This is a genomic window from Leifsonia sp. McL0627, from assembly GCF_058244615.1.
Genome location: NZ_JBZCGM010000002.1, coordinates 1069828 through 1094276 on the forward strand (window position 1 = coordinate 1069828; position 24449 = coordinate 1094276).

General features: G+C 67.0%; 24 protein-coding genes. 18 read left to right on the forward strand and 6 right to left on the reverse strand.

All coding sequences use genetic code 11. The annotated features are described in order from the left end of the window. Positions 1–4 precede the first annotated feature (4 nt). From AC37TH_RS05725 to AC37TH_RS05750, 6 genes are all read left to right on the forward strand, one after another. The gene (locus AC37TH_RS05725) at positions 5–1069 is read left to right on the forward strand and encodes an ABC transporter substrate-binding protein (RefSeq protein ID WP_490763372.1); all 1065 of its coding nucleotides are present in this window, start codon (positions 5–7) and stop codon (positions 1067–1069) included. Positions 1070–1103: 34 nt separating this feature from the next. Then, the gene (locus AC37TH_RS05730) at positions 1104–2264 is read left to right on the forward strand and encodes an ABC transporter ATP-binding protein (protein WP_490763373.1); all 1161 of its coding nucleotides are present in this window, start codon (positions 1104–1106) and stop codon (positions 2262–2264) included. Between the two features lie 40 nt (positions 2265–2304). Further along, on the forward strand, positions 2305–3099 hold the full coding sequence (locus tag AC37TH_RS05735) for a carbon-nitrogen hydrolase family protein (RefSeq protein ID WP_490763374.1): 795 nt from the start codon (positions 2305–2307) through the stop codon (positions 3097–3099). 34 nt (positions 3100–3133) lie between these two features. After that, the gene (locus AC37TH_RS05740; protein WP_490763375.1) at positions 3134–3802 is read left to right on the forward strand and encodes an RraA family protein; all 669 of its coding nucleotides are present in this window, start codon (positions 3134–3136) and stop codon (positions 3800–3802) included. A 50-nt stretch (positions 3803–3852) separates the two neighbouring features. Then, positions 3853–4584, forward strand: coding sequence for a 3-keto-5-aminohexanoate cleavage protein (locus tag AC37TH_RS05745; RefSeq protein WP_490763376.1), 732 nt, complete (start codon positions 3853–3855; stop codon positions 4582–4584). A 70-nt stretch (positions 4585–4654) separates the two neighbouring features. Next, positions 4655–5143, forward strand: coding sequence for an Lrp/AsnC family transcriptional regulator (locus AC37TH_RS05750; RefSeq protein ID WP_490763377.1), 489 nt, complete (start codon positions 4655–4657; stop codon positions 5141–5143). Positions 5144–5154: 11 nt separating this feature from the next. Here the strand turns inward: AC37TH_RS05750 and AC37TH_RS05755 are convergent, their stop codons facing one another. From AC37TH_RS05755 to AC37TH_RS05775, 5 genes are all read right to left on the reverse strand, one after another. Next, positions 5155–5673, reverse strand: a complete 519-nt coding sequence (locus AC37TH_RS05755) for an Lrp/AsnC family transcriptional regulator (protein WP_490763378.1) — start codon at positions 5671–5673, stop codon at positions 5155–5157. Positions 5674–5734: 61 nt separating this feature from the next. Beyond that, positions 5735–7237 (reverse strand): glycoside hydrolase family 36 protein, encoded by a 1503-nt coding sequence (locus tag AC37TH_RS05760; protein ID WP_490763379.1) that lies wholly within the window; start codon positions 7235–7237, stop codon positions 5735–5737. Positions 7238–7291: 54 nt separating this feature from the next. Further along, positions 7292–8632, reverse strand: a complete 1341-nt coding sequence (locus AC37TH_RS05765) for an ABC transporter substrate-binding protein (RefSeq protein ID WP_490763380.1) — start codon at positions 8630–8632, stop codon at positions 7292–7294. Between the two features lie 50 nt (positions 8633–8682). Further along, complete coding sequence (locus AC37TH_RS05770; protein ID WP_490763381.1) at positions 8683–9639, reverse strand: carbohydrate ABC transporter permease; 957 nt, start codon at positions 9637–9639, stop codon at positions 8683–8685. Between the two features lie 9 nt (positions 9640–9648). Further along, on the reverse strand, positions 9649–10581 hold the full coding sequence (locus tag AC37TH_RS05775; protein WP_490763382.1) for a carbohydrate ABC transporter permease: 933 nt from the start codon (positions 10579–10581) through the stop codon (positions 9649–9651). Between the two features lie 156 nt (positions 10582–10737). Between AC37TH_RS05775 and AC37TH_RS05780 the strand changes: the two genes are divergently transcribed. From AC37TH_RS05780 to AC37TH_RS05810, 7 genes are all read left to right on the forward strand, one after another. Next, entirely contained in the window at positions 10738–11955 is a 1218-nt protein-coding gene (locus AC37TH_RS05780) for an ROK family protein (RefSeq protein ID WP_490763383.1), read from the forward strand. Between the two features lie 95 nt (positions 11956–12050). Further along, on the forward strand, positions 12051–13052 hold the full coding sequence (locus tag AC37TH_RS05785) for an SIS domain-containing protein (RefSeq protein ID WP_490763384.1): 1002 nt from the start codon (positions 12051–12053) through the stop codon (positions 13050–13052). Between the two features lie 9 nt (positions 13053–13061). Next, entirely contained in the window at positions 13062–13982 is a 921-nt protein-coding gene (locus tag AC37TH_RS05790) for a PfkB family carbohydrate kinase (RefSeq protein ID WP_490763385.1), read from the forward strand. A 35-nt stretch (positions 13983–14017) separates the two neighbouring features. After that, entirely contained in the window at positions 14018–15109 is a 1092-nt protein-coding gene (locus AC37TH_RS05795; protein ID WP_490763386.1) for a LacI family DNA-binding transcriptional regulator, read from the forward strand. A gap of 175 nt (positions 15110–15284) precedes the next feature. Further along, entirely contained in the window at positions 15285–16604 is a 1320-nt protein-coding gene (locus tag AC37TH_RS05800; protein WP_490763387.1) for an ABC transporter substrate-binding protein, read from the forward strand. Then, the gene (locus AC37TH_RS05805; RefSeq protein WP_490763388.1) at positions 16601–17581 is read left to right on the forward strand and encodes a carbohydrate ABC transporter permease; all 981 of its coding nucleotides are present in this window, start codon (positions 16601–16603) and stop codon (positions 17579–17581) included. Before AC37TH_RS05800 ends, AC37TH_RS05805 begins: the two co-directional genes overlap by 4 nt. Beyond that, a complete protein-coding gene (locus tag AC37TH_RS05810) occupies positions 17575–18411 on the forward strand; it encodes a carbohydrate ABC transporter permease (protein ID WP_490763389.1) in 837 nt (278 codons plus the stop codon). Before AC37TH_RS05805 ends, AC37TH_RS05810 begins: the two co-directional genes overlap by 7 nt. Positions 18412–18433: 22 nt before the next feature. On the opposite strand, the gene AC37TH_RS05815 is transcribed toward AC37TH_RS05810, so the two are convergent. Further along, positions 18434–19117, reverse strand: a complete 684-nt coding sequence (locus AC37TH_RS05815) for an SDR family NAD(P)-dependent oxidoreductase (RefSeq protein WP_490763390.1) — start codon at positions 19115–19117, stop codon at positions 18434–18436. A gap of 101 nt (positions 19118–19218) precedes the next feature. On the opposite strand from AC37TH_RS05815, the gene AC37TH_RS05820 reads away from it, so the two are divergent. The 5 genes from AC37TH_RS05820 (at position 19219) to AC37TH_RS05840 (ending at position 24436) form a co-directional block, all read left to right on the forward strand. Further along, positions 19219–20067: a helix-turn-helix transcriptional regulator gene (locus tag AC37TH_RS05820; RefSeq protein ID WP_490763391.1), complete on the forward strand. Its 849-nt coding sequence runs from the start codon at positions 19219–19221 to the stop codon at positions 20065–20067. An 83-nt stretch (positions 20068–20150) separates the two neighbouring features. Then, positions 20151–21224 carry a LacI family DNA-binding transcriptional regulator gene (locus AC37TH_RS05825; protein WP_490763392.1) on the forward strand — a complete coding sequence of 358 codons (1074 nt, stop codon included), beginning with the start codon at positions 20151–20153 and terminating at the stop codon, positions 21222–21224. Between the two features lie 142 nt (positions 21225–21366). Beyond that, positions 21367–22629 carry an extracellular solute-binding protein gene (locus tag AC37TH_RS05830; RefSeq protein WP_490763393.1) on the forward strand — a complete coding sequence of 421 codons (1263 nt, stop codon included), beginning with the start codon at positions 21367–21369 and terminating at the stop codon, positions 22627–22629. 2 nt (positions 22630–22631) lie between these two features. Continuing rightward, positions 22632–23585, forward strand: coding sequence for a carbohydrate ABC transporter permease (locus tag AC37TH_RS05835; RefSeq protein ID WP_490763394.1), 954 nt, complete (start codon positions 22632–22634; stop codon positions 23583–23585). After that, positions 23582–24436 (forward strand): carbohydrate ABC transporter permease, encoded by an 855-nt coding sequence (locus tag AC37TH_RS05840; RefSeq protein ID WP_490763395.1) that lies wholly within the window; start codon positions 23582–23584, stop codon positions 24434–24436. The genes AC37TH_RS05835 and AC37TH_RS05840 overlap by 4 nt, the downstream gene beginning before the upstream one ends. Positions 24437–24449 lie beyond the last annotated feature (13 nt).

Sequence of the window (24449 nt, forward strand, 5' to 3'; positions counted from 1 at the left end):
ATCCATGAAACGCACCACAGCACTCATCGCTGTCGCCGCGGTGACCGCCCTCGGCCTCACCGCGTGTTCGTCCGGTTCGGGCGGCTCGTCCTCCGCCCCCTCCACGCAGCTGAACATCTACGCGTGGGCCGACGAGATCCCGAAGACCGTGATCTCCGCCTTCGAAAAGGAGACCGGCATCACGGTGACGATCGACACCTTCGACGCGAACGAGACCATGATCTCGAAGCTCGCCGCCGGCGGGTCCGGCTACGACATCGTGGAGCCCAGTCAGTACGCCGTCCAGCAGCTGGTCGGCCAGCAGCTCGTCGAGAAGCTCGACCACTCCAAGATCACCGGCCTCGACAACCTCGGCAAGAAGTTCGCCGATCCCAGCTACGACAAGGGGAACGAGTACAGCGTCCCGTGGATCTGGGGGACCACCGGCCTGGCATACAACCAGAAGTGCACCGGCAAGGCGGTGGACAGCTGGGACGCGCTGTGGGACCCGGCGTACAAGGGCAAGATCTACATGCTCGACAACATGCTGAGTGCCTACATCCCCGCACTGCAGTACAAGGGGCTGAAGGCGACAGCCACCAGCGAGAAGGACATTGAGAAGGGCACCCAGGCGCTGCTCGATCAGAAGCCTCTGCTCGCCGGCTACAACTCGTCCAATTACGCCGACCTGCTCGCCGCCGGAGACGCCTGCGTCGCCGAGGCGTACGGCGGAAGCGGCATCGCCAAAGTGACGGCAGCCAACCCGGATGTGAAGTTCGTCATCCCCAAGGAGGGCGGCACGCTCTGGGTCGACGGCTTCGCGGTCGCCAAGGACGCCCCGCACGCCGACGCCGCATACAAGTGGCTCAACTTCACGCTGAAGCCGGAGATCGCGGCGATGGCCACCAACGACGGGGGCAGTGCCTCCGCGAACGAGGCCGCCAAGGCGCACATCACGGACAAGTCCCTGCTGGAGAACGTCGCCGTCTACCCGAGCGACGAGCAGCTCGCGAAAAGCGAATTCATCGTCGACCCCGGCAAGGCGCTCACCTGGTTCCAGCAAGGCTGGACGAAGGTCAAGGCGTCCTAGGTCCCGGCACACCACACCCCGCGAGGAACACACCATGACCACGCCCGCCAGCTCGGCCACGATCGCCTCCGCAGCCGCGCCCCCAGCGTCCGTTGCGGACCGGAAGCCCCCGGCCATCCGCCTCACCGGCGTCACCAAGACGTTCGGCAGCACCACGGTCGTCCAGCCGGTCGACCTGACGATCGGGGACAACGAGTTCTTCTCGATCCTCGGCCCGTCGGGATGCGGCAAGACCACTCTGATGCGGATGATCGCCGGGTTCGAGACGCCGACCGGCGGCTCGATCGAGCTGGCGGGCCAGCCGGTGGAGACGCTGCCCACCCGCAAGCGGGACCTCAACATGCTGTTCCAGAGCTACGCGCTGTTCCCGCACCTGTCCGTGCGCGACAACATCGGCTTCGAGCTCAAGGTGCGCGGTCGCAAGCGGTTCCCCGACCGGGAGGCCGCCGTGGAGGCGGCGCTCGCGCTGGTCCGCATGGAGCGCTTCGCCGATCGCAAGCCGACCGAGCTCTCCGGCGGCCAGCGCCAGCGCGTCGCGCTCGCCCGTGCCATCGTCTCCCGTCCGGCCGTCGTGCTGCTGGACGAACCGCTCGGCGCGCTCGACCAGCAGCTCCGCAAGGAAATGCAGATCGAGTTGAAGCGGATGCAGCGCGAGGTCGGCATCACGTTCGTCTACGTGACCCACGACCAGGAGGAGGCGCTGACGATGTCCGACCGGATCGCTGTGATGTCCGAGGGACGGGTGCAGCAAGTGGATGCGCCGCGCGCGATCTACGACCAGCCGGCGAACCGCTTCGTGGCGGGCTTCATCGGCACCTGCAATCTGTTCGACGCCGTGTACCACGGCACTCCGGCCGGGGCGACGATCGACGTGGCTGGACTCGGGACGATTCCCGCTGCGCCTGGCGCCGCCGGCCCAGGGGCGGACGTGACCGTCGCCGTTCGTCCGGAGCGCGTCGCCCTCACGGCCGGTGTGCCGGACGCCGATCGGGGCACCGGCGCAGTCGCGGCGACCCTCCTCGACGCCGTCTTCCTCGGCGACGAGTGGCGCTACATCGTGCGCGCCGAGCAGGGCGCCGAGCTCGTCGTCACCCGCCCGAGCGGCCGTGCCGACGACGACCTGACCCGGCTGCTGCCGGGCGACGCCGTCACGATCTCCTGGCTGCCCGCGGACGCCCGCGTCCTCGCAGCCTGAGAACGCCTCCCGCCAGACACCGATCCCCGAAAGGAACACCATGAAGGTCGCAGCAGGCCAGCTCGCGCCCACGACTGACGTCGCCGCCAACCGTCGCACGATCGAGACCCTCGTCGAGGAGGCCGCGGCCGAGAACGTCGAGCTGCTGGTCCTCCCCGAGGAGGCCATGCTTCTCGCGGACGGTGTCGACGTGCCGCTCGGCGAGGTCGCGCGCGCCGAGTGGCCAGGATTCGTCGAGTTCGTCTCCGGGCTTGCGAAGCGCAACGGGATGGCCATCATCGCCGCGGGCTACGAAGGCACAGACGGCGACCGGCCGTTCAACACGATCGTCGCGATCGACGAGCGCGGGACGGAGCTGGCGCGCTACCGCAAGCTGCATCTGTACGACGCGTTCGCGTACCGGGAGTCCGACTACGTGACCCCCGGCGACGCGAACCCCGTCGTCGTCGAGCTCGCGGGCGCGTCCGTCGGCCTCGTCAACTGCTACGACCTGCGCTTCCCCGAGCTGACCCGCAACCTCATCGACCAGGGAGCCGACCTCATCTCGGTCTCGGCCGCGTGGGTCTCCGGCGCCATGAAGGAGGACCACTGGCGCACCCTGCTGCGGGCCCGCGCCATCGAGTCCACCACCTGGCTGGTCGCGGCGGGTTCGGCGTCTCCGGACTGCATCGGGCAGAGCATGGTCGTCGACCCCTTCGGCATCGTACGATCCTCCCTCGGCGGCGAGACGTACGGACTGGCGGTCGCCACCGTATCGCAGCGCCGCACCGACGAGGTGCGCGCGGTGCTCCCTGTGCTCGAGAACCGGCGGCTCAACACCTCCATCAGCCTTTGACCCGCATCCCCGACCCGCTAGGAGCCAGTCACCCATGCCTGTCCACATCGGTCCCACCCCGCCTGCCGTCGACGCAGCGCTCATCGAGAAGCTCGGCCGCGTCTCCTTTCCGACGCTCGGTCACTATCTGGAGGAGGGCTTCGCCGACCCCGGTATCTCGCGGCTCGCGGGAAGAACCCGCGTCGTCGGGCGGGCCATCACCGTGCGCACCACCTCCACTGACTCGACGATGCTGCACCACGCCGCCGGACTCGTCGAGCCGGGAGACGTGATCGTCGTCGACACGGGCGGGGATGTGCGCCACGCGCCGCTCGGGGAGGTCGTCGCCTCCGCGCTGTCGTTCCGCGGAGCGGCGGGCGTGATCGTCGACGGCAGCGCGACCGACATCGAGGAGATCACGCCGCTCGACCTCCCGGTGTACGCGCGGGGGCTCAGCATGCTGACCACGAAGCTGCACGACATCGACGCGGGAGGGCTCAACGTCCCCATCGTCTGCGGCGGGGTCGTCGTTCAGCCGGGCGATGTCGTCCTCGCCGACGCCAATGGCGTGCTGTTCGCCCCCGCCGCCGTGCTCGAGGCGCTGATCGACATCGCCCTCGAGGACGACGCAGAAGAGCCGGAGCTCGTCCAGGCCCTTCGCGACGGCGGACGGCTCGGTGACCTCACCGGCGCCAGTGCGACCGTCGCCGCCTTCGTCTCCTGACCATCCATCTTCCTCCTCCGCACCCCCGCCCCATCATTCGAAAGGACCCCATGCTTCTCAAAGCCGCCATCAACGGAGGGAGGACTCGAGACGAGTTCCCCGCAGTCCCGCTGACCGCGGAGGAGATCGCGCGGGATTCGGCTGCCGTGCTGGCCGCCGGCGCGGACGTGGTGCATGCGCACGCGCGCACGGCCGACGGCGCCCAGACCATCGACCCCCTCCAGATCGGGGCGATGGTGCGCGCCTTCCGTGCGGAGGTCCCGAACGGGATCATCGGCACGACCACCGGCCTGTGGACCTGCAGTGGGCACGAGGAACGGATGCGGCTCGTCGCGGCCTGGCCGGACGACGCCCTCCCCGACTTCGCGTCCGTCGCCTTCTGCGAGGAGGGCGCCGCCGAGGCAGCGCGACTCGTGCTCGAGCGCGGGATGACACTGGAGAGCGCCGTGTGGTCGATCGACGACGTCCCCGCTCTGCTGGCGTCGCCGACCTTGCACAGCAACGTGCGCATCCTGATCGAGCCGGAACTGCCGGACCCCGCCGAAGCCGTCGCCGCGTGCCGTGAGATCGCCGCCGCGCTGCGCGAGGCCGGGGTGGGGGCTCCGATCCTGTACCACGGGTTCGACCAGACCGCCTGGCCGGTCGTCCGGGCAGCCCTCGACGACGGGTGCGAGGCCCGCATCGGCCTCGAGGACGGGCTGACGCACGAAGACGGCACCCTCGCGTCGGGGAACGTGGACCTCGTCGCAGCCGTGCGCGCACTCGAACCGGCGATCGCCTGATCACGTCGTCGACCTGCGCTCGCGCTCGGGAGGCGATGCGCTCTCAGGATCGCCGTCTAGGGTGCTTGCAATGATCGACGACACCGACCGCAGGCTCATCGACCTGCTGATGCGCGACGGCCGTCGTCCGTACACCGAGCTCGGCGCCGAGCTCGACGTGAGCGAGGCCACGGTCCGGGGCAGGGTCGCGCGCCTCCAGGAGTCCGGGATCCTCAAGATCGTCGCGCTCTGCAACCCGCTGACCCTCGGTCATCAATCCGTCCGCTTGATGATCGAGGTCGGCGGCCACTCGCCCCGAGCCGTCGCGAAGGCCCTCGCCGACATGGCCATGGTGAATCACATCGCGCTGGCGACGGGAGCGCACGATGTGTACGTCGAGGCGACCTGCCGCGACCTGGATCAGCTGGTGACGCTGCTGGACGACGTTCGCAGGGTGCCGGGGGTCACCAGGATGGACCAGTATCTGCTCCTCGAGCTGTTCAAGGACTACTCGTGGGTGGGCTTGCGCGACAAGTCGGGGCAGAGCGCCGGCCAGGGCACAGGGGAGTCGGCCGGTTAGGACACCGTCCGCTACAGCTTGGGCAGCTGCGCCCGGGCCGTCCGCCGCTTGATGATCGCCTGGTCCACGGGTGCCGGATTCTCGCGGAAGCCAGCCCACAGGTAGGTGTCCTTCATGACCTCCAGCACGGTCAGCGTCTCGACGTTCTGCACGCCGTTGATGCGGCGGACGCGCTCGTTCAGGATCGCCGACAAATGCACGACATCGTCACAGCGCAGGTCGGCGATCAGATCGTGCGCTCCGACGGCGCTCGCCACGAACTTGATCTCCGGCACGGCGGCGAGCTGCTTGGCCACGGCAGCGACGGTCACACCGCGGACGCTGATGGCGATGTGCACCTCGATGTCGCCCAGCTTGGGCGCGTCCGGCATCCCGACCACCTGGACGATGCCGGCCTCCGAGAGCCGGCGGTAGCGCGCCCGCACACTCGGCTCGGAGAGGCCGACATTACGCCCGATCACAGCGAACGACCTGCGCCCGTCGATGCGCAGCTGGTCGATGATCTTTCGATCGATGGAGTCGATGTCCATGCGTGCTCCCGAGCTTGGTTGCACAAAGTCTAGGGCGGCGGGATCGAAGGAGCTGCGAGGTCTAGACGACGAGGGAGGCGGCCTCCGAGGATGCCTCCCCTGTCACGATCGGCGCCAGGTCGACGGCGCGCCCGTTGATCCGGTATGCGTAGCGTCCGGTCTGCTCGATGACCGCCGTCTCGTTCATGTAGTCCGCCAGCTCGCCCCGCTCCGCCTCGCTGAGCCACGCGACCGGGTCGGAGGTGGAGCGGAACTCGAGGATCGCCGCTGTGTCGCGCAGCGCGCCCCGCTCACTGTCGCTGAGGAGGCTCCGCGCGCTGCGGAAGTAGATCGCGTCCGGGTCGACCTCGTAGAGACGTTTCATCCAGGTGCGGTTGATGGACGCGACGATCGAGTTGCGTGCGCCGACGCCGGACGGGTCCCCGACCCGCTCCGCGTTGTCCCAGAACGCGCCGACGTCCGGGCCGACGCGGGCGCCGTCGAAGACGCCGACCGAGGGGATCATCGGGACGCCGCAACCGAGCAGGTAGACCGAATCGCCCACCACGTTCCGGATGTGCTGGACGGCGTCGCGGTAGACCGTCTCGCGCGGCAGATCCTGGCGGCGGTGCCCCGTGATGGCGCCGCCGTACATGAAGTCGAGTTTGAGGTAGCTGTAGCCCCAGCCGGTGACGCGCTCGAACACCTCCCGAAGGTGGTCCTTCACTTCGTTCTGCGTGGTGTCGAGCGAGTAGTAGTGCGAACCCCAGTTGTATCCGGTGGTCAGCGGGCGGCCGTCGGCATCATGGACCAGGAGGTCGGGTCGCTCGCGGGCGATCGTCGAGCCGGGCAACGCGATCAGCGGCGCAAGCCAGAGACCGGGACGGAAACCCGCACGGGCGATCGTTCCGGCGGTCGCGCGCATCCCGGACGGGAACTTGGAGTTGGCGATCCAGTCGCCCACGATCGGCTCCCAGCCGTCGTCGAGCTGGAAGACGTCGACAGGGTAGCCGGCGAGGTCGTTCGCGGTGCGCGCGACGAGTTCCTCGTCGATGTCCTCGAAGAACGAGTACCAGCTGCTCCACACGGTCCCAGCCCGCTGGGAGCGGCGACCCAGCCGCTCGGACAGCGCATCCGTGTAGTCGGCGAAGACCGTCTGTTCCGGTCCGTACGCGACGAACCATTCGGCGAGATCGTGCTCGGAGCGCGCCCAGAGCACGTTGGCATCGGCTCCGACACGCGGCGTCCCGAGACCGAGGGCACCGATCAGCAGCACGTTTCCGTCCGGCCCGGCGACCGCGCCGACCGCACTTCCCGAGTGCGCATGCGGGGTCTCGTTGGCGGCGTCGTCCGCGGTCAGCAGCCGGCGAGGGCTGTCCTTGATGCCGATCGTGTCACCGTCGGTTCTGGCCCACCCGCTCGGGCTCCATGAGTTCCAGCCGTGCCGGTAGAACTCGGTGTCGCCGAACGGGTGCAGCAGCGCGAGCGCGCCGGCGGGGACGATGTAGCCGGTCGGCGTCGGGGTGGGCGCACCCGCGATGTTCGCGGGGATGTGGAGGGAGCCGAATTCGAGGGTGTGCAGCATGGGTGTCTTTCGTTGGAAGGTGAGGGGCGGCTGCCGCCGCCCCTCACGGTTGGCTTACTTGAAGAGGGCGTTGACCTGGGTGTTGGCCTTGGTCAGCGCAGACTTCGCCGACGTCGAGCCGAGAGCGACGCTCTGGATCGCGTCCTGCACGATCTGGTTGATCTCCGTGCCGTGCAGGCTGATCGGGATGATGAACGTGCCATCCTTGGCCTTCTGCTCGTCGAGGAAGACCTGGGCGTTCAGCCCCTCCTTCTCACGCACGGCGGCCGACTTCTCGGAGGCCTCCTTGATCGCGGGGAAGACCACGCCTGTCGCGGCGACCGTGTTCTGGCAGTCCGCCGACGCGAGGTACTTCACCCATTCCCAGGCCTGATCCTTGTGCTTCGAACCGGCGTAGATCGCATCCGAGAGACCGTTGATCGCGGTCTTGCGACCCTCCGGCCCGATCGGCAGCGGCGCGAAGCCGAACTGGTCTGTCTTGCCCTTGTATGAGGCGAGGTTGAACGAGCCGAGCGTTGTCAGCGCGCCGCCGCCGCTGGCGAGGACGTCGGAGCGCGCGAGGGTCGACTGCGTGTCGAGCTTGGGCGCGTATCCCTTCTTCGACAGGTCGGCCAGCCACTGGACGGTGTCGGTCAGGGAGGAGTCGCCGTAGTTGAACTTCGTGCCGAACGGGTTCTTGTTCGCGTAGCTGAAACCGTTCGAGAAGGCGAGGTTGCCCCAGCCGTTCTGACCCTGCGATCCGTCCGCCCACTCCGGGAGGAAGCCGTAGGTCTTCACGTTGTTCTTGTCGAACGCCGGGTCGAGGCCGTTGTGGCCGTTCTTGTCGACGGTCAGCTTCGCGATGGTCTGCTCGAACGTGCCGCCGTCCTTCGGGTTCCAGGTGAGCTTGGAGAGGTCGTCCTCGGCCACTCCGGCGGCCTGCATGTCGGCCTTGCTGTAGACGAGGCCCATGGTGTCCCAGTCCTTCGGCAGTCCGTACCTGGCGTCGCCGTTCTTCCAGAGGTCGGCCATCCCGTCGACGTACTGGGTGAGGTCGACCTTGTCTTTCGTGACGTACGGCTCGAGGTCGACGATCTGCTTGTCTTCGACGAACTGCGGGTAGTACGAGACCTGGTCCACCCAGACGTCGGGTGCGCTCCCCGCCGCGATCTGCGTCGTCAGGTTGGTCCAGTACTGCCCCCACGCCGACTGGCTGATCTTGATGGTGATGTTCGGGTTCTCCTTCTCGAACTGGGTGGCGCACTGCTGATAGGCGGGAACCTGCGTGTCGTCCCACATCCAGTACTGGAGGGTGACTTTGGCCTCGGCGTCGGATCCTGTGGAGGAACACGCTGAGACGCCCGCGAGCAGTGCGGCGGCGGCAGCGATGGCGGCGACGCGACGGACTCTGTTCATCTGTTTTCTCTCTCTGTGATTGGCGGTGCTATTCGGGGTGGATGGTGCGGTCATTTGATGCCAGTGAAGTTGAGGGACTCGACGATGCGGCGGCCGAGGACGATGAGCAGGATGAGCACGGGGATCACCGAGAGCGTCGATCCGGCCATCAGCCCGGTCCAGTCGGGTTGTGTGTTCGGGGACTGCTGCAGGAAGACGCCGAGGGCGACGGTCATGGTGCGCACGGCCTCGTCGCGGCCGATGAGCAGCGGCCAGAGGTAGTCCTTCCACGCCCAGACCACGGTGATCAGGCCGATCGTGATGAGCGGCCCCTTGCTCATCGGGAGCGCGATGCGCCAGAACACCTTGGCCTTGCCCGCGCCGTCGAGCAGGGCGGCTTCCTCCACGTCGACAGGGATGTTGAGGAAGAACTGCCGGAGGAAGAAGAGGGCGAACGGGGTCATCAGCAGGCTCGGCGCGACCATCCCGAAGATGTTGTTGAGCAGCCCGAAGTCGCGCACCAGGACGAAGTTCGGCAGGAGGGTGAAAATGCCAGGCACCATCAGCGCGGCGATCAGGATGGCGAACAGCAGGTTGCGGCCGGGGAACTTCAGCCGCGCGAAGGCATACCCGCCCATCGCGCAGAACAGCGTCTGGAAGAAGCCGATGAGCGTGCAGTACACGATCGAGTTCCAGAGGTAGAGCACGAAGTTGATCGACGCCCCTGAGCCTCCGGCAGCGCGATCTTCTTCCGGGCTGAGGAAGCCGAGCACGCGGGCGAAGTTGACGAGCGTCGGGCTGCCGGGGAAGAGGTTCCCCGAGTCGCGGATGACGTCGGCCGCCGGCGTGAGCGCGGTCTTCAGCATCCAGTAGAAGGGGAAGATCGTGAGGACGAGCGAGACGATCAGCACGGTCCAGCCGAGCAGGCGGCCGATCGAGAAGGGACGCCGTGCGCGCTGTGCGTCGCGAGTCGGGCGCACGGCCGTTGCGGTCGGGGGAACGGGGAGGGTTTGCGGTGTCGAAGTCATGAGCGTGTCCTAGGCGAGCTGGGATTCGGAGGCGCGGAGCAGGCGGAGCTGGACGGCCGTGAGGATTCCGAGGATGAGTACGAGGACGATGGCCATGGTCGCGGCGTAGCCCATGTGGAAGTAGTTGAACGCCTGTTGGTAGATGTAGTAGTAGATGACTCTTGTGGCGTTCACCGGCCCTCCCTTCGTGGTCACGGCGACGGTGTCGAAGATCTGGAACGACCCGATGAGCGACACCACCAGGACGAGGGCGAGGATCGGCCGCAGCAGCGGAAGGGTGATCCGGCTGAACAACCGCCACTCGCCGGCGCCGTCGAGGGCAGCGCTCTCGTAGAGGTCGTGCGGGATCTGCAGCATTCCCGCGTAGAAGAGGAGGGCCGTGTATCCGGTGAAGGCCCAGGTGTTCACGATCGAGATCGTGGGGATGCCGAGGGCCGGGTTGGTGAAGAACCCGACCGCGTGGAAGCCCATCGAGGTGATGACGTGGTTGACGAAGCCGAGGTTCGTGTCGAGCAGCCACAGCCAGATCAGCCCGACGGTCACATTCGGCACGAGCCAGGGGAGGAGGAGGGTCGTGCGCAGAACGACCGACCGGGTGAGCCGATGCATCAGGGCGGCCAGCAGCAGCGCCAGCACGGTCTGCGTTGTGACGTTGAAGACCACGTAGTAGAGGGTCACGCCCATCGAGTTCCAGAATTCGGCATCCTGCAGCACGGCCGCGTAGTTCGCGAATCCGACGAACTTGGCGTCGCCGAGCATGCTGTAGTCGGTGAACGACCACCAGGCGCCGCGCACCGTCGGATACAGATAGAACACGGCGAAACCGATCAGGACCGGCGCGATGAAGAGGAGCGCGACCTTGCGGTCGTCGCGCCGTCGGCGGGGTCGCGAACCCGGCACGGGACGGTCACGGGCCGCGACCTTGGGGAGCAGTGCTGTCATGGGGAACCTCTCGGCGCCGAAGAAGAGAACCGTCGTTGGCGCACACTCGAATTGCCGGGATCTACCGGAGAATGCGGGCTGCGACCGCGGTAGACTGGGGTGAATCGGATTAATTATGCAACTTGCCGTTATAAACCGCAACCATGGAGGAGAGCAATGTCCCGGGAGGCGCTCGTTCAGGCGTCGGGAGGCGCCGTCGGCAGTCGCTCGCTGCTGAGGAGGATGAACTCACTCGGCATTCTGCGGGCTGTCATGGACGAGCCCCAGACCCTGCGCGACCTGGCCGCGAGCTCCGGACTCTCCCGCACGGCGGTCGACGCCGTCGCCGGCGACCTCGTCGGCATGGGCTGGCTGGAGGCGTCGGAGGTCGCATCAGCCGGCCGTCTCGGACGCCCTGCCGCCACGTATCGCCTTGCGACGACGCTCGGATACTTCCTCTCGATCGACATCGGCGCCAACCACATCTACGCTGTCGTCACCGACCTGACCGGTCACGTGCACGGTCACCGGAACGAACCGATCGACGAGATGGCGAGCGCCCCCGGTCGGGTCTCGGCTGCCCTGGATGTGAGCGACAGGCTCCTCGCCGACCTCGGCATCGGACGGGACGCGCTGTGGGTGGTCACCATCGGCTCTCCCGGCGCCATCAGCGCCTCCGGCGTCGTCTCCCACTTCGGCGGCAGCGGGATGCCCGGCTGGATCGGCCTCGACCTGCACGAGCGGTTCGGGCCGGAGTTCCCGGGAGCCGTGCTGGTGGAGGGCGACGTCGCGCTCGGCGCGCACGCGGAACTCACGATCGGCGCAGCCAAGAACTACAGCGACGTCGTGTACGTACTCTGCGGTGTCCGGACCAGTGGCGCATCCATCGTCGGCGGCAAGGTGCACCGGGGCGTGCACGGCGCCGCCGGAATCGTGGGTGAGATGCCCGAGCTCCGCTGGGCGGAGCTCAACGAGCTCTACGGCACCTCGGTGCTCGCCACCCCGCGCCCGACCCGCGAGCAGATCTTCGAACTCGCGCGCACCGGCGACCCGACGGCGATCACCGCGGTCAACGAGTTCGCCGACGACCTCGCGACGGGGGCGGCGGCGATGACGCTCACGCTCGATCCTGAACTGCTCGTCGTCGGAGGCGGCAGCTCGCCGGGTGCTGACGTGTTCCTTCCCCGATTCGAGGAGACGCTGCGGCAGATCTGCCCGCTGCCTCCGGCGGTCATCGCCTCGACCCTGGGCTCCGAGGCGGTCGCGATGGGCGGGATCAGCCTCGCCGGCAACCACCTCGACGCGCTCCTCGAGGGAGCCGTTCGCGATCGGGACGCGTTCCCGAATCCTGTGGAGGCGTTCGAGCTGCTTCGAGAGGACGCCGTCTCGGCCTGACGCGTCGGGGACGTGCTTGCCACCGTCGCTACTCTGTGCCAACATTGAGACCAATTGATACCGGTACCAAAATGTGGATCGGTGAAGGGAGACAGATGCTGGGCTTCAACGAAGAAGAGTTCATCGAGCAGGTGCGGAGCACCGTCGCACTTCGGTCGCAGATCGAGGAACTGGCCGAGCGCGTCAGCGCGGGCCGCTGGAAGAACATCTACTTCATCGGAGCGGGTGGCACATACGCCGCTGCGCTTCCGTATGAGCGGTTCTTCCAGATCCGCTCCTCGTTCCCCGTGCGCGCCGTCATCGGCAAGGAGTTCGTCCTTGCGCCAGATGCGCAGTTCGGGCCGGACTCCGTGGCCATTTTCGCGTCGGTCTCCGGCACCACGGAGGACATCCTCGACTGCGTCGAGTTCGCTCGCGAGAAGGGCGCTCTGACCATCGGCTTCACAGGCCAGGAGAACAGCCCGATCGCGTCAGCGGTCGACGAGGTGCTCCTATCCGCACCGAAGGCCTGGCCATTCGATGCGCAGTTCCTCACGTTCGCGGCCAAGTTCCTCTCGCTGCGTGGCGAGTTCGACGGCTACGACCGTCTTGTCCGGGATCTCGACGCGATTCCTGACGCCCTGGTCGCCGTGGCGAAGCAGGCCGATGAGGTCGGCCGAGGTTTCGCCGAAAAGCACGCCGAGACGGACTTCCACTTCCTCACCGGCGCCGGCCAGCTGTGGGGTTTCACCTATCTGTACTCGATGTGCATCCTCGAGGAGATGCAGTGGCTGCGCACCACGCGCGTCCACGCCGCAGAGTTCTTCCACGGCTCTCTCGAGCTCATCGAGAAGGACACCAGCATCATCGTGTTCGTCGGCGAAGACGAGACCCGGCCGCTGACCGACCGGGTCATCTCGTTCTCCAATGACTACAGCGACGACGTGACCGTCGTCGACACCAAGGACTACGCGCTCCCCGGGGTGAGCGACGAGTTCCGTGGCCTTCTCGCGCCACTCGTGATCGACACGGTCGTCGACCGGTTCAGCAAGCACCTGGCCCAGGTGCGCGATCACTCGCTCGACCTGCGCCGCTACTACCGCGTCGTGGCGTACTAAAGGGATCGGATGACCACCGTGCGCGTCCTCGGACTCGGGGACAACATCGTTGACCGATTCGTCGATCGCGGCGTCGAGTACCCCGGAGGAAACGCGGCGAACGTCGCCGTCTTCGCACGGCAGCTCGGCGCCGAGGCGGCGTATCTCGGCGTGTTCGGCGACGATGAGCGCGGCCGATTCGTCCGGGGCGCCATCGAAGCCTGCGGGGTCGACACCTCGCGGTCCGCGGTGCGCCCCGGGCCGAACGGCCTCACCGAGATCGAGACGGTCGGCGGTGAGCGGCGCTTCCTCGGCTGGAATCAGGGCGGGGTCACGATCAGCGATCCCCTCGTCCTCGGCGACGAAGACGTGCGGTACGCCTCTGCGTTCGACCTCATCCATTCGAGCGCGTATTCGGGGGTCATCCCCGAGCTGCCGAAACTCGCCGCTGCGCGTGCACTGCGTTCGTACGACTTCTCCTCCGAGCAGGAGTTCCGGTCGTCCGAGTACCTCGACGACGTCGGGCCGTGGATCGATCTCGCCTTGGTGTCGCTCGGCGGGCTGTCCCGAACCGAGACGTGGGCGGAACTGCGCAGGATCGCGGCCCACGGGCCATCCCTGGTTCTCGGCACGCAGGGGGAGGGCGGCGCGGTGCTGTTCGACGGCGAGGCGTACTACTACTCGGACGCGGCGCCCGTGCCCGGCCCTCTCGTGGACACGATGGGATGCGGTGACGCGTATGTGAGCTCGTTCGTGGTTGAATTGCTCCGATCCGGCTGGCGCAGGAACGCGCGGCCGAGCGGGGCAGCTGTGCACCGCTCCATGCGACGGGCAGCTCAGTTCGCGGCGCGGCAGTGCACCATCGATGGCGCATTCGGTCACGGGCGCCCGTTCGACAGGGCGATGGATGCGGGCGGAGCGATGTCCCGGCTGGCGGGCGACGCCGGGTGACGGCGCGAGCCGCCCCGGCACAGGAAGGGGTGGCAATGTCCACGGACCGTGACAGGACGCCGTCCCCGACGATCTCCGAGGTGGCCGCGGCCGCAGGTGTCGGCAGAGCCACCGTCGCACGCACCCTGGGCGGGTACGGTTCGGTGAGCCCGAAGACGCGGGATCGCGTGCTGGCTGTCGCCAAGGATCTCGGCTACCGGCCGAACTCGATCGCCAGGAGCATGACCACCGGTGAGACGAGAACGCTGGGCGTGGTGCTCGCCGACGTCGGCAACCCGTTCTTCGCCGGAGTACTGCGCGGCATCACAGACGCGGCGCGCAAGGCGGACTACGACGTGCTCGTGCTGAGTACCGACGAGGATCTGCAGCAGGAGGCCGCCGCGATCGACGTGCTCGTCGACAAGCAGGTCGACGGCATCGTCCTCGCTGCTGCGGCCGGCCGCCGCGACCCGCTCCCGCACCTGGACATCGTGCAGAAGCGCGAGATCCCTTTGGTGCTCCTCGACCGCCTGGTGGACACGGTGGAAGCCGATGCCGTCGTCGTGAACAACCGCGAGGCGTCCCGCGCCGCCGTCAGCTCGCTCATCGAGAAGGGCCACCGGAGGATCGCGTTCGTGTGGGGTCCCGTGACGAACGAGCCGGCCGCCGACGCCGACGACCTGCGCCGCATCCTGGACCACGCGCTGTGGTCGGACGGCGAGCGACTTCTGGGCTACCTCGACGCGCTCGAAGTGGGGGGCATCCCGTTCGACACCGGACTCGTCACGCACGTGCACAAGAACGAGGCCCAGGCGACCAGAGCCGTTCTCGGGATGCTCTCGCTCGCGAACCCGCCGACCGCGATCTTCGCCACGGAGACGGACGCGCTGACCGGCTCGCTGCGGGCGATGCGGCAACGCGGTCTGAGCTGCCCCGCCGACATCTCGGTGATCGGTTTCGACGACAGCTCCTGGGCGAGCGTGATGACCCCGCCGATGTCCGTGGTGGCTCAGCCGATGCACCAGCTCGGCGAGCTGACGGCAGAATGTCTGCTCGCACGGATCGCCGGAAGCGACGCGCCCGTCGCGACCCACGTGCTGCAGGCCTCGCTGGTCGAGCGCGACAGCGTCGCGGCTCCCCGGTCCTGAAGGGGACTCCGGCACGTCGCGCGCCCGTCGGCGCGCGTTGGCACGGCACGGGGGCAAACCCGATTATTGGCCAGTGTTGATACCGGTACCACTTTCGCGTATAGTCATCGCAACCAAGCGATCCAATGACGGGTTAGGCGGACCCCCGACCGCACCCGGACGACGGGAGTTCAGCGTGAAGAAGATCAGGACCATCACTGCAGCGGCGGCGGGCGTGCTCGCACTCGCGTTGACCGCGTGCTCGTCCGGCGGCGGAGGCGGCTCCGCCGACATCGCGGCCAAACCGGACTACTCCGGAAGCCTCAGCATCCTCACCGCGGCAGCAGGCGACCCGCTCGGCTCGTATTTCGATACGGTCATCGCGGACTACAAGAAGCTGCACCCGGACGTGAAGATCACGCTGGCGCAGGAGACAGACGACAACGCGATCAAAGACAAGGAGAAGGTCCTGATCGGGTCGCAGTCGCTGCCCGACATCTACTTCAGCTACGCCGGCAACTGGGGAGAGAACTTCGCGGCGAACGGGCTTGCGGCCGACCTCAGCTCGGTCATCGCCCCCGGCACAGCCTGGGGCGACACCTTCGGCGAGGGCTCGCTGAACGCCTTCAAGTACGACGGCAAGTACTACGGCATCCCGCAATACGTCGACGGCAAGTTCATGGGCTACAACAAGAAGATCTTCTCGGACCTCGGGCTCACGGTCCCGACGAGCCTCGAACAGCTCATCTCGGACTGCTCGACCATCAAGGCCGCCGGATACACCCCCATCGCCTTCGGCAATAAAGACGGCTGGCCAGGACTGCACTATCTCGGCCAGCTCTTCGCCTACGACGTGCCGGAGAAGGCCCGCCAGGCCGACCTGCTCCCGTCGACGGCGAAGTACACCGACGTCGGGTATGTGGAGGGCATGAAGCAGTTCACGCAGGTCGTGAACTCCTGCACCGGCGATGGGTCGAACTCCAACGGCGTGACATACACGACGGCGCAACAGCAGCAGGCGACGGGCAAGGCGGCGATGTATTACCAGGAGCTCATCGAGTTCGACTCGGTGAACACCAAGGACAGTCAGCTCAGCAAGGACGGGTTCGGCATCTTCCCGCTGCCCGCCGCGGCCGGAGCGAAGGGTGACACCTCGGCCCTGGAGGCGGCGCCGGAAGGATACATGATCAACAAGAAGAGCAAGAGCGCCGCGCTCGCACTGGACTTCCTGAAGTTCGTCACGAACGAGAAGAACGCTACGACCCTCTCGGCGCCGCCATACGGTCAGCCGAGTGCAGTGAAGGGCGTCGTCACCGAGAAGATCACCACCCCCGCCGTCGCCGAGGGCACGAAACTCGTCAACGACGCGAAGTCGACTGTCGTCTGGCTCGACATGGCGAACGTGCCGACGGTCGGCGACGCCTGGGTCTCCGCCTCGGAGGGCCTGGTCTCGGGCAGCCTCAGCCCGGAGGATGCGCTGAAGAGCGTGCGTCAGGCGTCCGAGAAGGCGAAATGACCACGACCCAGGCACCCCATGCCCCCGTGCGGGCGCGCATCGAGCGCGCCCGCACGGACCCGGCGCCACGGAACGCCGCGCCTCGAGCATCCCGGCGAGGCGCCGGTCAATGGCGCGGCCTGATCTGGCTGGTGCCCGCGCTCGCCGTGCTCGCGGTCTTCGTGTACTGGCCGCTCCTCCAGAACGTCCTCTTCAGTTTCCTGAAGTGGAACATCTACAGCGGCGACCAGACCTTCGTCGGCGTGGACAACTACACCAACCTGGCGCAGGACCCGATCTTCTGGCGGGCGCTCGGAAACAACGGATGGTACGCGGGGCTCTCGATCGTCTTCCAGGTGTTCGGAGCCCTGGTGCTCGCCGCCATCGTGGAGAGCGTGCGCAGTGAACGCTGGCGCAAGGCCTTCCGGGCGATCTACTTCATCCCGTCGGCGATCTCGCTGACGGTCGCCGGTCTGCTCTTCTATTTCATCTACCAGCCGCAGACCGGGATGCTGAACGTCTTCCTCGACAACCTCGGCCTCGGCGAGTTCTCGCAGGCGTGGCTCGGACACGAGGGCACGGCGATCTTCGCGATCATCGCGATGAGCCAGTGGCAGGGGTTCGGCTACAGCGTGCTGCTCTTCTCCGTGGCTCTGCAGCGCATCCCGACCGAGTTGTACGAGGCGGCGAACCTCGACGGCGTCGGTCCCGTGCGCCGGTTCTTCCAGGTCTCGCTTCCGCTGGTTCGAGAGATGACCGGGCTGATGATGATCGTCACGATCTCCGGAGCATTCCAGGTGTTCAACGAGGTCATGGTGATGACGAGCGGCGGACCGAACAACTCCAGCCAAGTGCTCGGCACGTGGCTGTACCACGCAGGGTTCGTCACCAACGACTTCGGTTCGGCCGCGGCGATCGGCGTCGCGATCTTCGTCATCACCCTGCTGCTGGCTGCAGCACAGCTCGCATACTCGCGCAGAAGGAGAGTGGAATGGTAGCCATCGCCCGGTTGGGCCGCGGCGTCCGCGTCGTCGCGATGTGGGCGCTCCTGCTGGGGCTCGCGGTGCTCGTGCTGTACCCGCTGCTCTGGATGGTGACGAACGCGCTGAAGACCAACGCGGAACTGTTCGGCAACCCGTTCGCGCTGCCGACGCAGTGGCTGTGGCAGAACTTCGGCAAAGCGTGGAACCAGGGTGTCGGGGACTTCGTGCTCACGAGTGTGTCGCTGACGGTGCTGGCGACGCTCATCACCGAACTGATCAGCGCCTGGGCCGCCTACGGCCTGGCGCGGGTGAACATCCCGCTGAACCGCACCTTCACGATCATTGTGCTCGCCGGGCTGATGCTCGCGCCGACCGTCGCTCTCATCCCGCTGGTGAAGCTGTTCCAGGCGTGGGGGCTCTACGACTCGTTCTTCGGGCTTCTGATCCTCTACACGGCGTTCCGGATCCCGTTCACCGTGTTCCTGATGCGCGCGTACATGCTTGATCTGCCCCGTGAGGTCGACGAGGCCGCCGCGATCGACGGCGCGTCGCGAGCGGCGACGTTCTGGCGGATCATCCTGCCGATGAGCATGCCGATCGTCGCCACCACGATCGTGCTGAACGTGCTGCAGAACTGGAACGAATACCTGTTCGCGATGATCTTCACGAGTGGAACCGGCGTGCAGACACTGCCCGTCGGCCTCGCCGACATGATGTCGAAGAACGGGACGCAGTACCCGATCGTCTTCGCCGGAATGGTGATGGCGGCCCTGCCGATGGTGATCCTGTTCTTCGTGTGTCAGCGCTACTTCGTGCGCGGCCTCGCGGGCGGCGTGGGCAAGTAGCGAACGGGAGAGTCCTCGCCCCTCAGAACGGGATGCGCCCCGTCCGGTCCCAGAACTCGCCGGTGGGGCCGTCGTCGCCGAGCGTGGCGAGCCGCACGGTCGCGTCGGTGCCCTCGGTGACGGTCTGGTGGCCGGAATGCCTGTTGAAGTCGGTCGCCGTGTATCCGGGGTCGCTCGCGTTCACCCGGAACGCGGGCAGGTTCTTCGCGTACTGCACGGTGAGTGCGATCACCGCGGCCTTCGACGCCGCATACGGGATGCCGAGGATGGGCTGCTCGTCGCGTCCTTCCGTGGTGAGGAAGCGCGGCCAGCCGACGCCGGAGGCGACGTTGACGATGACGGGATGCTCGGAGGTGCGCAGCAGGGGCAGGGCCGCCTGGGTGACGCGGACGATGCCGAGCACGTTCGTGTCGAGGGTCTGCAGCATGGACTCCGCGTCGAGCGTGTCGAGGCCGGTGATGGAGGAGCCCAGGATGCCGGCGTTGTTGACCAGCACGTCGAGCGCAGGGAGGGAGGCGAGCGCGGCGTTTACGCTCGCCTGGTCGGTGACGTCCAGTTCCACGGGGATCGCGCCGAGCGCCAGAGCGGCGTCGCCGTCACGCGTGTCGCGCATCCCGGCGTAGACGGTGTGGCCGGCGTCGTGGAGTCGGCGGGTGGTCTCGAGCCCGAGGCTGCGATTGCCGCCGGTGATGAGTGTCGTTGTCATGACTCCATGCTCGCCCGGCGGCGATGGCCGCCCCAGGCCTCGTCGTTCGGGGGGACCGGGAGTACCACCCTGCTCCGTGACGCGCGGCATACACTGCCGGGATGAGCGAGTTCGCGGAGGCGCTGCGGTCGTGGCGCGGACGGGTGAGCCCCGCCGAGGTGGGGCTGCCGGCCGGTCCTGGGCGGCGTACGCCCGGCCTCCGGCGCGAGGAGCTCTCCGCGCTGGCCGGCGTCAGCGTCGACTACATCGTGCGGCTGGAGCAGGGGCGCGCGACGAACCCGTCGCCGCAGCTGCTCGGAGCCCTCGCCCGGGCGCTCCGCCTCACCGACGAGGAGCGCGACCACCTCTACCGCGTCGCCGGTGCGATGCCGCCGTCGCCCGCCGTGGTTCCCCGCCACATCACGCCCGGAGTGCAGCGCATCATCGACCGGATCGGCGACGTTCCGCTCGCGGTGTTCACGGCGGTGTGGGACATCGTCCGCTGGAACCCGCTGTGGGCGGCTCTGACCGGCGACCCCGCGGAGCGCGCCGGCATCGAACGCAACCTCGCCTGGCGTCACTTCATGACCGAGCGGACGGGCATCCTGTTCGACGAGGAGCACGACCGCGAATTCTCCAGCGATCTCGTCGCCGACCTGCGTGCCGCCACCGGACGCTACCCGGACGACCCGGCGCTCGGCCACCTCATCGCCCGCCTCCGCGCCGAGTCCCCGGCATTCGAGGAGCACTGGGCGACAGCGCGCGTGGCCGAGCACCGGGCCAGTCGCAAGACGCTCACCGGCACCGCGGTCGGCCCGATCACCGTGGACTGCGATGTGCTCAGTGTTCCAGGCGGCGACCTGCGGATCGTCGTGTACACGGCCGCCCAGGGGAGCGACGACGCGGCGAAGCTCGACCTGCTGCGGGTGACGGGGCTGGAGGCGTTCGCACGCGGCGCGAGCTATCGGTAGGGATCGAGTAGCGCCGGTGTTATGCGCGTAGAGCGCGCGTGTTCGGGGACGATACGATCAGGGAACGTGTGAAGGGGGTTCCTGTGGGGCAGAGGCCGACGGTCTACGACGTCGCTGAACGCGCGGGGGTCTCGATAGCGACCGTCTCTTTCGCGTTCCGCAAGCCGGACCGCGTCCGCTCGGAGACGCGGGAGCTGGTGTTCCGTGCTGCGCAAGAGATCGGCTACGTTCCCAGCGGCAGCGCGCGAGGCCTGGCGAACGGCACGTTCCAGACGCTCGGCCTCTACACGTTCGACATGTTCCTGCCCTCTGAGCTGCAGAGCCCTCCCGAGGAGATCGGCGACCTGGTGGAGCAGGAACTCGAGCGGGAGGGGGACGTGCGTCGCTTCCCTCTCTACGTCCACGAGATACAGCGCGGCTTCGAGCTGGAAGCCCGGCGGCTCGGCTATTCGGTTCTCCTCGGCGGAGGGACCAGTCAGGACCTGCGCGGAAGCATCGACCTGGCGGGGAGCGTGGACGGTCTCGCCATCTTTCCCGGCGGGGCGGAGCGCGCCCTTCTCGAGCATGTCGGGCGCGGGGTTCCCGTCGTGGTGTTCAGTACGCCTCCCTCCAACGACTCGCTGCACCACATCACGATCGACAACGCGGCCGCGATGACCGAGGTTGTCGACCACATGGTCGATGTGCACGGCAGCCGCACGCTCGGGTTCGTCGGGGAACTCACGGCACCGGACATCGCGGCTCGGTTCGACGCGTTCGGAGACGCGCTCGCCGCCCGAGGGATGCCGTCGCCGGCCGAGCCGTTCGAGTCGAATGTGATGGCGGACGATCGGTTCGGCGCGTTGCGCGACGCCATCGCCCGAGGGATGCTGCCCGACGCCTTGATCTGCGCGAACGATCAGACCGCCCTGGCCGTGATGGATGCGCTCTCCGCAAGCGGCCTCGTCGTCCCCGATGATGTCGCCGTCACGGGGTTCGACGGGATTATCGCAGCGCGCCTGGCTGACCCCGTCCTGACGACGATCAGACAGCCCTTCGTGACGATGGGCCGACTGGCGGTCCGTATTCTCGCCGACCCCGGCCTCCTCAGCGGCGATAGTCGCTCCGTCCGCCTCGCCACCCGCCTCGTGCTCGGACGTAGTTGCGGCTGCGAGTGACTCCGGCCCGGTAGCTGACGCGCGCCGCCGCTCGGTGAGGAGCGAGCCGACGAACGATTGGACAATTCATTGTTATGCGCATAGATTTCTATGCGCATAGACGATTTCGACATCAGAAGGCTTCAATGAGGAAGGAACAGGCATGAGATTCAGAGGAGCAGCGGCACTCGCCGTCGCAGCCGCGGTCGTCGTAGCCATGACGGGCTGCGGACGATCCACGGTGACGGAGAGCCAACCCACGAGCACATCGACCATCGCGGCGAAGCCCAGCGGCACCATCACCATGTGGGCCATGGGCAACGAAGGCGAATTGCTGCCGAAGTTCGTTAAGACGTACGAGGACGCCCACCCGGGCGTGAAGGTGGACGTCACGGCGATTCCGTGGGACTCGGCTTATCAAAAGTTCCAGACCGCCATCGCGTCCGGCGATGTTCCGGATGTCGCGATGATGCCGGGCCTTCCCGGCTTCGCGGATGCGTTCGCCTCCGTTCCGGACGCCATCCGGACGGATGACATGTTCAAAGGCTCCATCGCCACGGGAACGATCAAGGGCAGCCTTCTCGAGGTGCCATGGTACGTCGACGTGCGCGTGCTTTACTACCGCACCGATCTCGCTCAGCGGGCGGGCTGGACGAGTCCGCCGACGACCTGGAACGACCTGCAAAAGCTGAGCTCCGACCTCCAGTCCAAGGCTGGCGCGAAATGGGGCATCCGTCTTCCCGCAGGCACGTCGGGCTCGTTCCAGAGCACGCTCTGGCTGCCCTGGTCGCAAGGCGGAGGTCTTATGAATGCCGGAGAGACCAAGTGGACTCTCGACACTCCGGAGTTCGCCGACGCGTACTCCTACCTGAAGTCCTACTTCACCAAGGGCATCGCAGATCCCAACGTCGCGACCGACCCGACATCGGAGGTCAAGGACTTCATCAGTGGAGCGACGCCCATGGTCGTGGACGGTCCGTGGCTGCGCGGGGTCCTGACCTCGACAGTTGGCAAAGACTTCGCATCCAAGTTCGCGACGACGACCCTCCCGACGGAGAAGTCGTCGACATCGTTCGTCGGTGGAGCGAACCTGGTCGTTTTCAAGAAGGCAAAGAACCCGGATTCGGCCTGGAGCCTCGTGCAGTGGCTCAGCAAGGCAAAAACGCAAGCGGCCTGGTACGGCGTCAGCGGGGATCTCCCGTCGGTTCAGAGCGCCTGGGACGAGAAGCCGCTGGCGGGCGACTCCACCTTGACCGCCTTCCGGAAGCAACTCGCGACGGCGAAGACCCCTCCGCAGAACGTGTCGTTCGACAAGGTGGGAGCCGTGGGCGATTCGGCCATCGAGCAGATCATCAAGGGCGGCGTTCCCGTCAAAGACGCTCTGAAGTCGCTGCAGCAGCAGGCCGATGGCATCGGAGTGAAGTAGCCGTGACGTCCCCTGTCACCTCCGTGACCGTCCGTGAGGCACGCACGTCGACCGGCGTGCGTGCCCCGCGGGCGCGATCGGCTCAACGCCGCAGACAGACGTGGATCGCGTGGCTGTTCTCCGCGCCCTTCCTCATCGTGTTCACCGTCTTCATGCTCGTGCCGATCGCGAGTTCGTTCGGCTTCTCCCTGACCGACCTGTCGGCGCAGGACATCCAGACGCCTTTCGCAGTGAATTTCGTCGGCCTCGACCAGTACGTCGCTGTACTGAGCGACCCGCAGTTCCAGCGCGCCGCCCTGGTGACCACAACCTTTGTCATCGTGGGCATCCCTTTGACGGTGGCGCTCGGGCTCCTCCTGGCTGTCGCGCTCAACTCCGGGATCCGTCGCCTCAAGCCGCTGTACCGCGTCGCGTTCTACGCCCCTGTCGTGACCAGCATCGTCGGCGTCTCGGTGGTGTGGCGCTATATCCTCGCGCCTGACGGCCTGGTGAACACCGCACTCGCCGTCATCGGCATCCACGGCCCGGACTGGCTGAACAGCCCTGACTGGGCGCTGCCCTCACTGATAGCGATGGCGGTGTGGCGCAACACGGGGACCCTGATGGTGATCTTCCTCGCTGGTCTGCAATCCGTCCCGGCCGACGTCACGGAGGCAGCGACCATGGACGGCGCGGGAGCGGGCAGGCGGTTCTTCAACATCACGTTGCCGCTGCTGCGCCCGACCATGCTGCTTGGCAGTGTGCTGATCTCTGTCGGATACCTCCAGTTCTTCGAGGAGGCCTTCGTGATGACCCGCGGGGGTCCGCTCGGGTCGACGCTCTCGATGACGTACTACACCTTCAATCTCGTCGGCTTCGGCGACTTCGCGAAGGCCTCCGCCGCCAGCTACATCATGTTCGCCGTGATCGCCGCCGTGAGTTTCATCCAGTTCCGCGCATTGAGGAGCCGCACATGAGCATCACCACCACCCGCCGTCGTCGCACCCCGGCTCGAAGCGGCACCCGCGTTTTGACCTACACGCTGCTCACCGTCGGCCTTGTCGTCTGGCTGTACCCGTTCCTCTGGATGGTGCTGGGTTCTGTCAAACCCCAGTCCGAGATCCTGGCCGACCCTCCAGCCTTCTGGCCGCAGTCACCGACCATGGGCAACTTCACCAAGTGGTTCGTCGACCTGCACTTCGGGACGTTCTTCACTACGAGTGCGATCGTCGCGATAGTGACCGTCCTGGGCAATCTGCTGTTCTGCTCCATGGTGGGTTACGCGCTCGCCAAGATGGACTTCGCCGGCAAACGCATCCTGCTCGGTACGGTGCTGATGACAATCATGGTCCCTGGTGTGGTCACGCTGGTGCCGCTCTTTGTGATCGTGGCGAAGATGGGGCTGCTCAACTCCTACGGGGCGCTCATCCTGCCGTTCCTGACTCAGCCGGCCGGTGTGTTCCTGATGCGGCAGTTCATGCTCGACATCCCGGATTCGCTGCTGGAGGCCGCCCGCATCGACGGAGCGTCTGAGCTGCGGATCTTCGCCAGGATCATGCTCCCGCTATGCGGACCGGCCCTGGCAACGCTTGGCATCCTCACGTTTCTCGGCTCGTGGAACAACTTCCTATGGCCGCTCGTGGCCAGCCAATCCCAGTCGATGTACACCCTGCCGGTGGCACTCTCGCTCTATTCGACGGGTCAGTACTCCACCGACTACGGCACCCTCCTCGCTGGAGCGGTGCTCATCATCACTCCGATCCTCCTGCTCTTCGTCTTCCTTCAGCGCTACTTCGTGCAAGGACTCGCGACGGTGGGCCTGAAATGATCGGGACGACTCG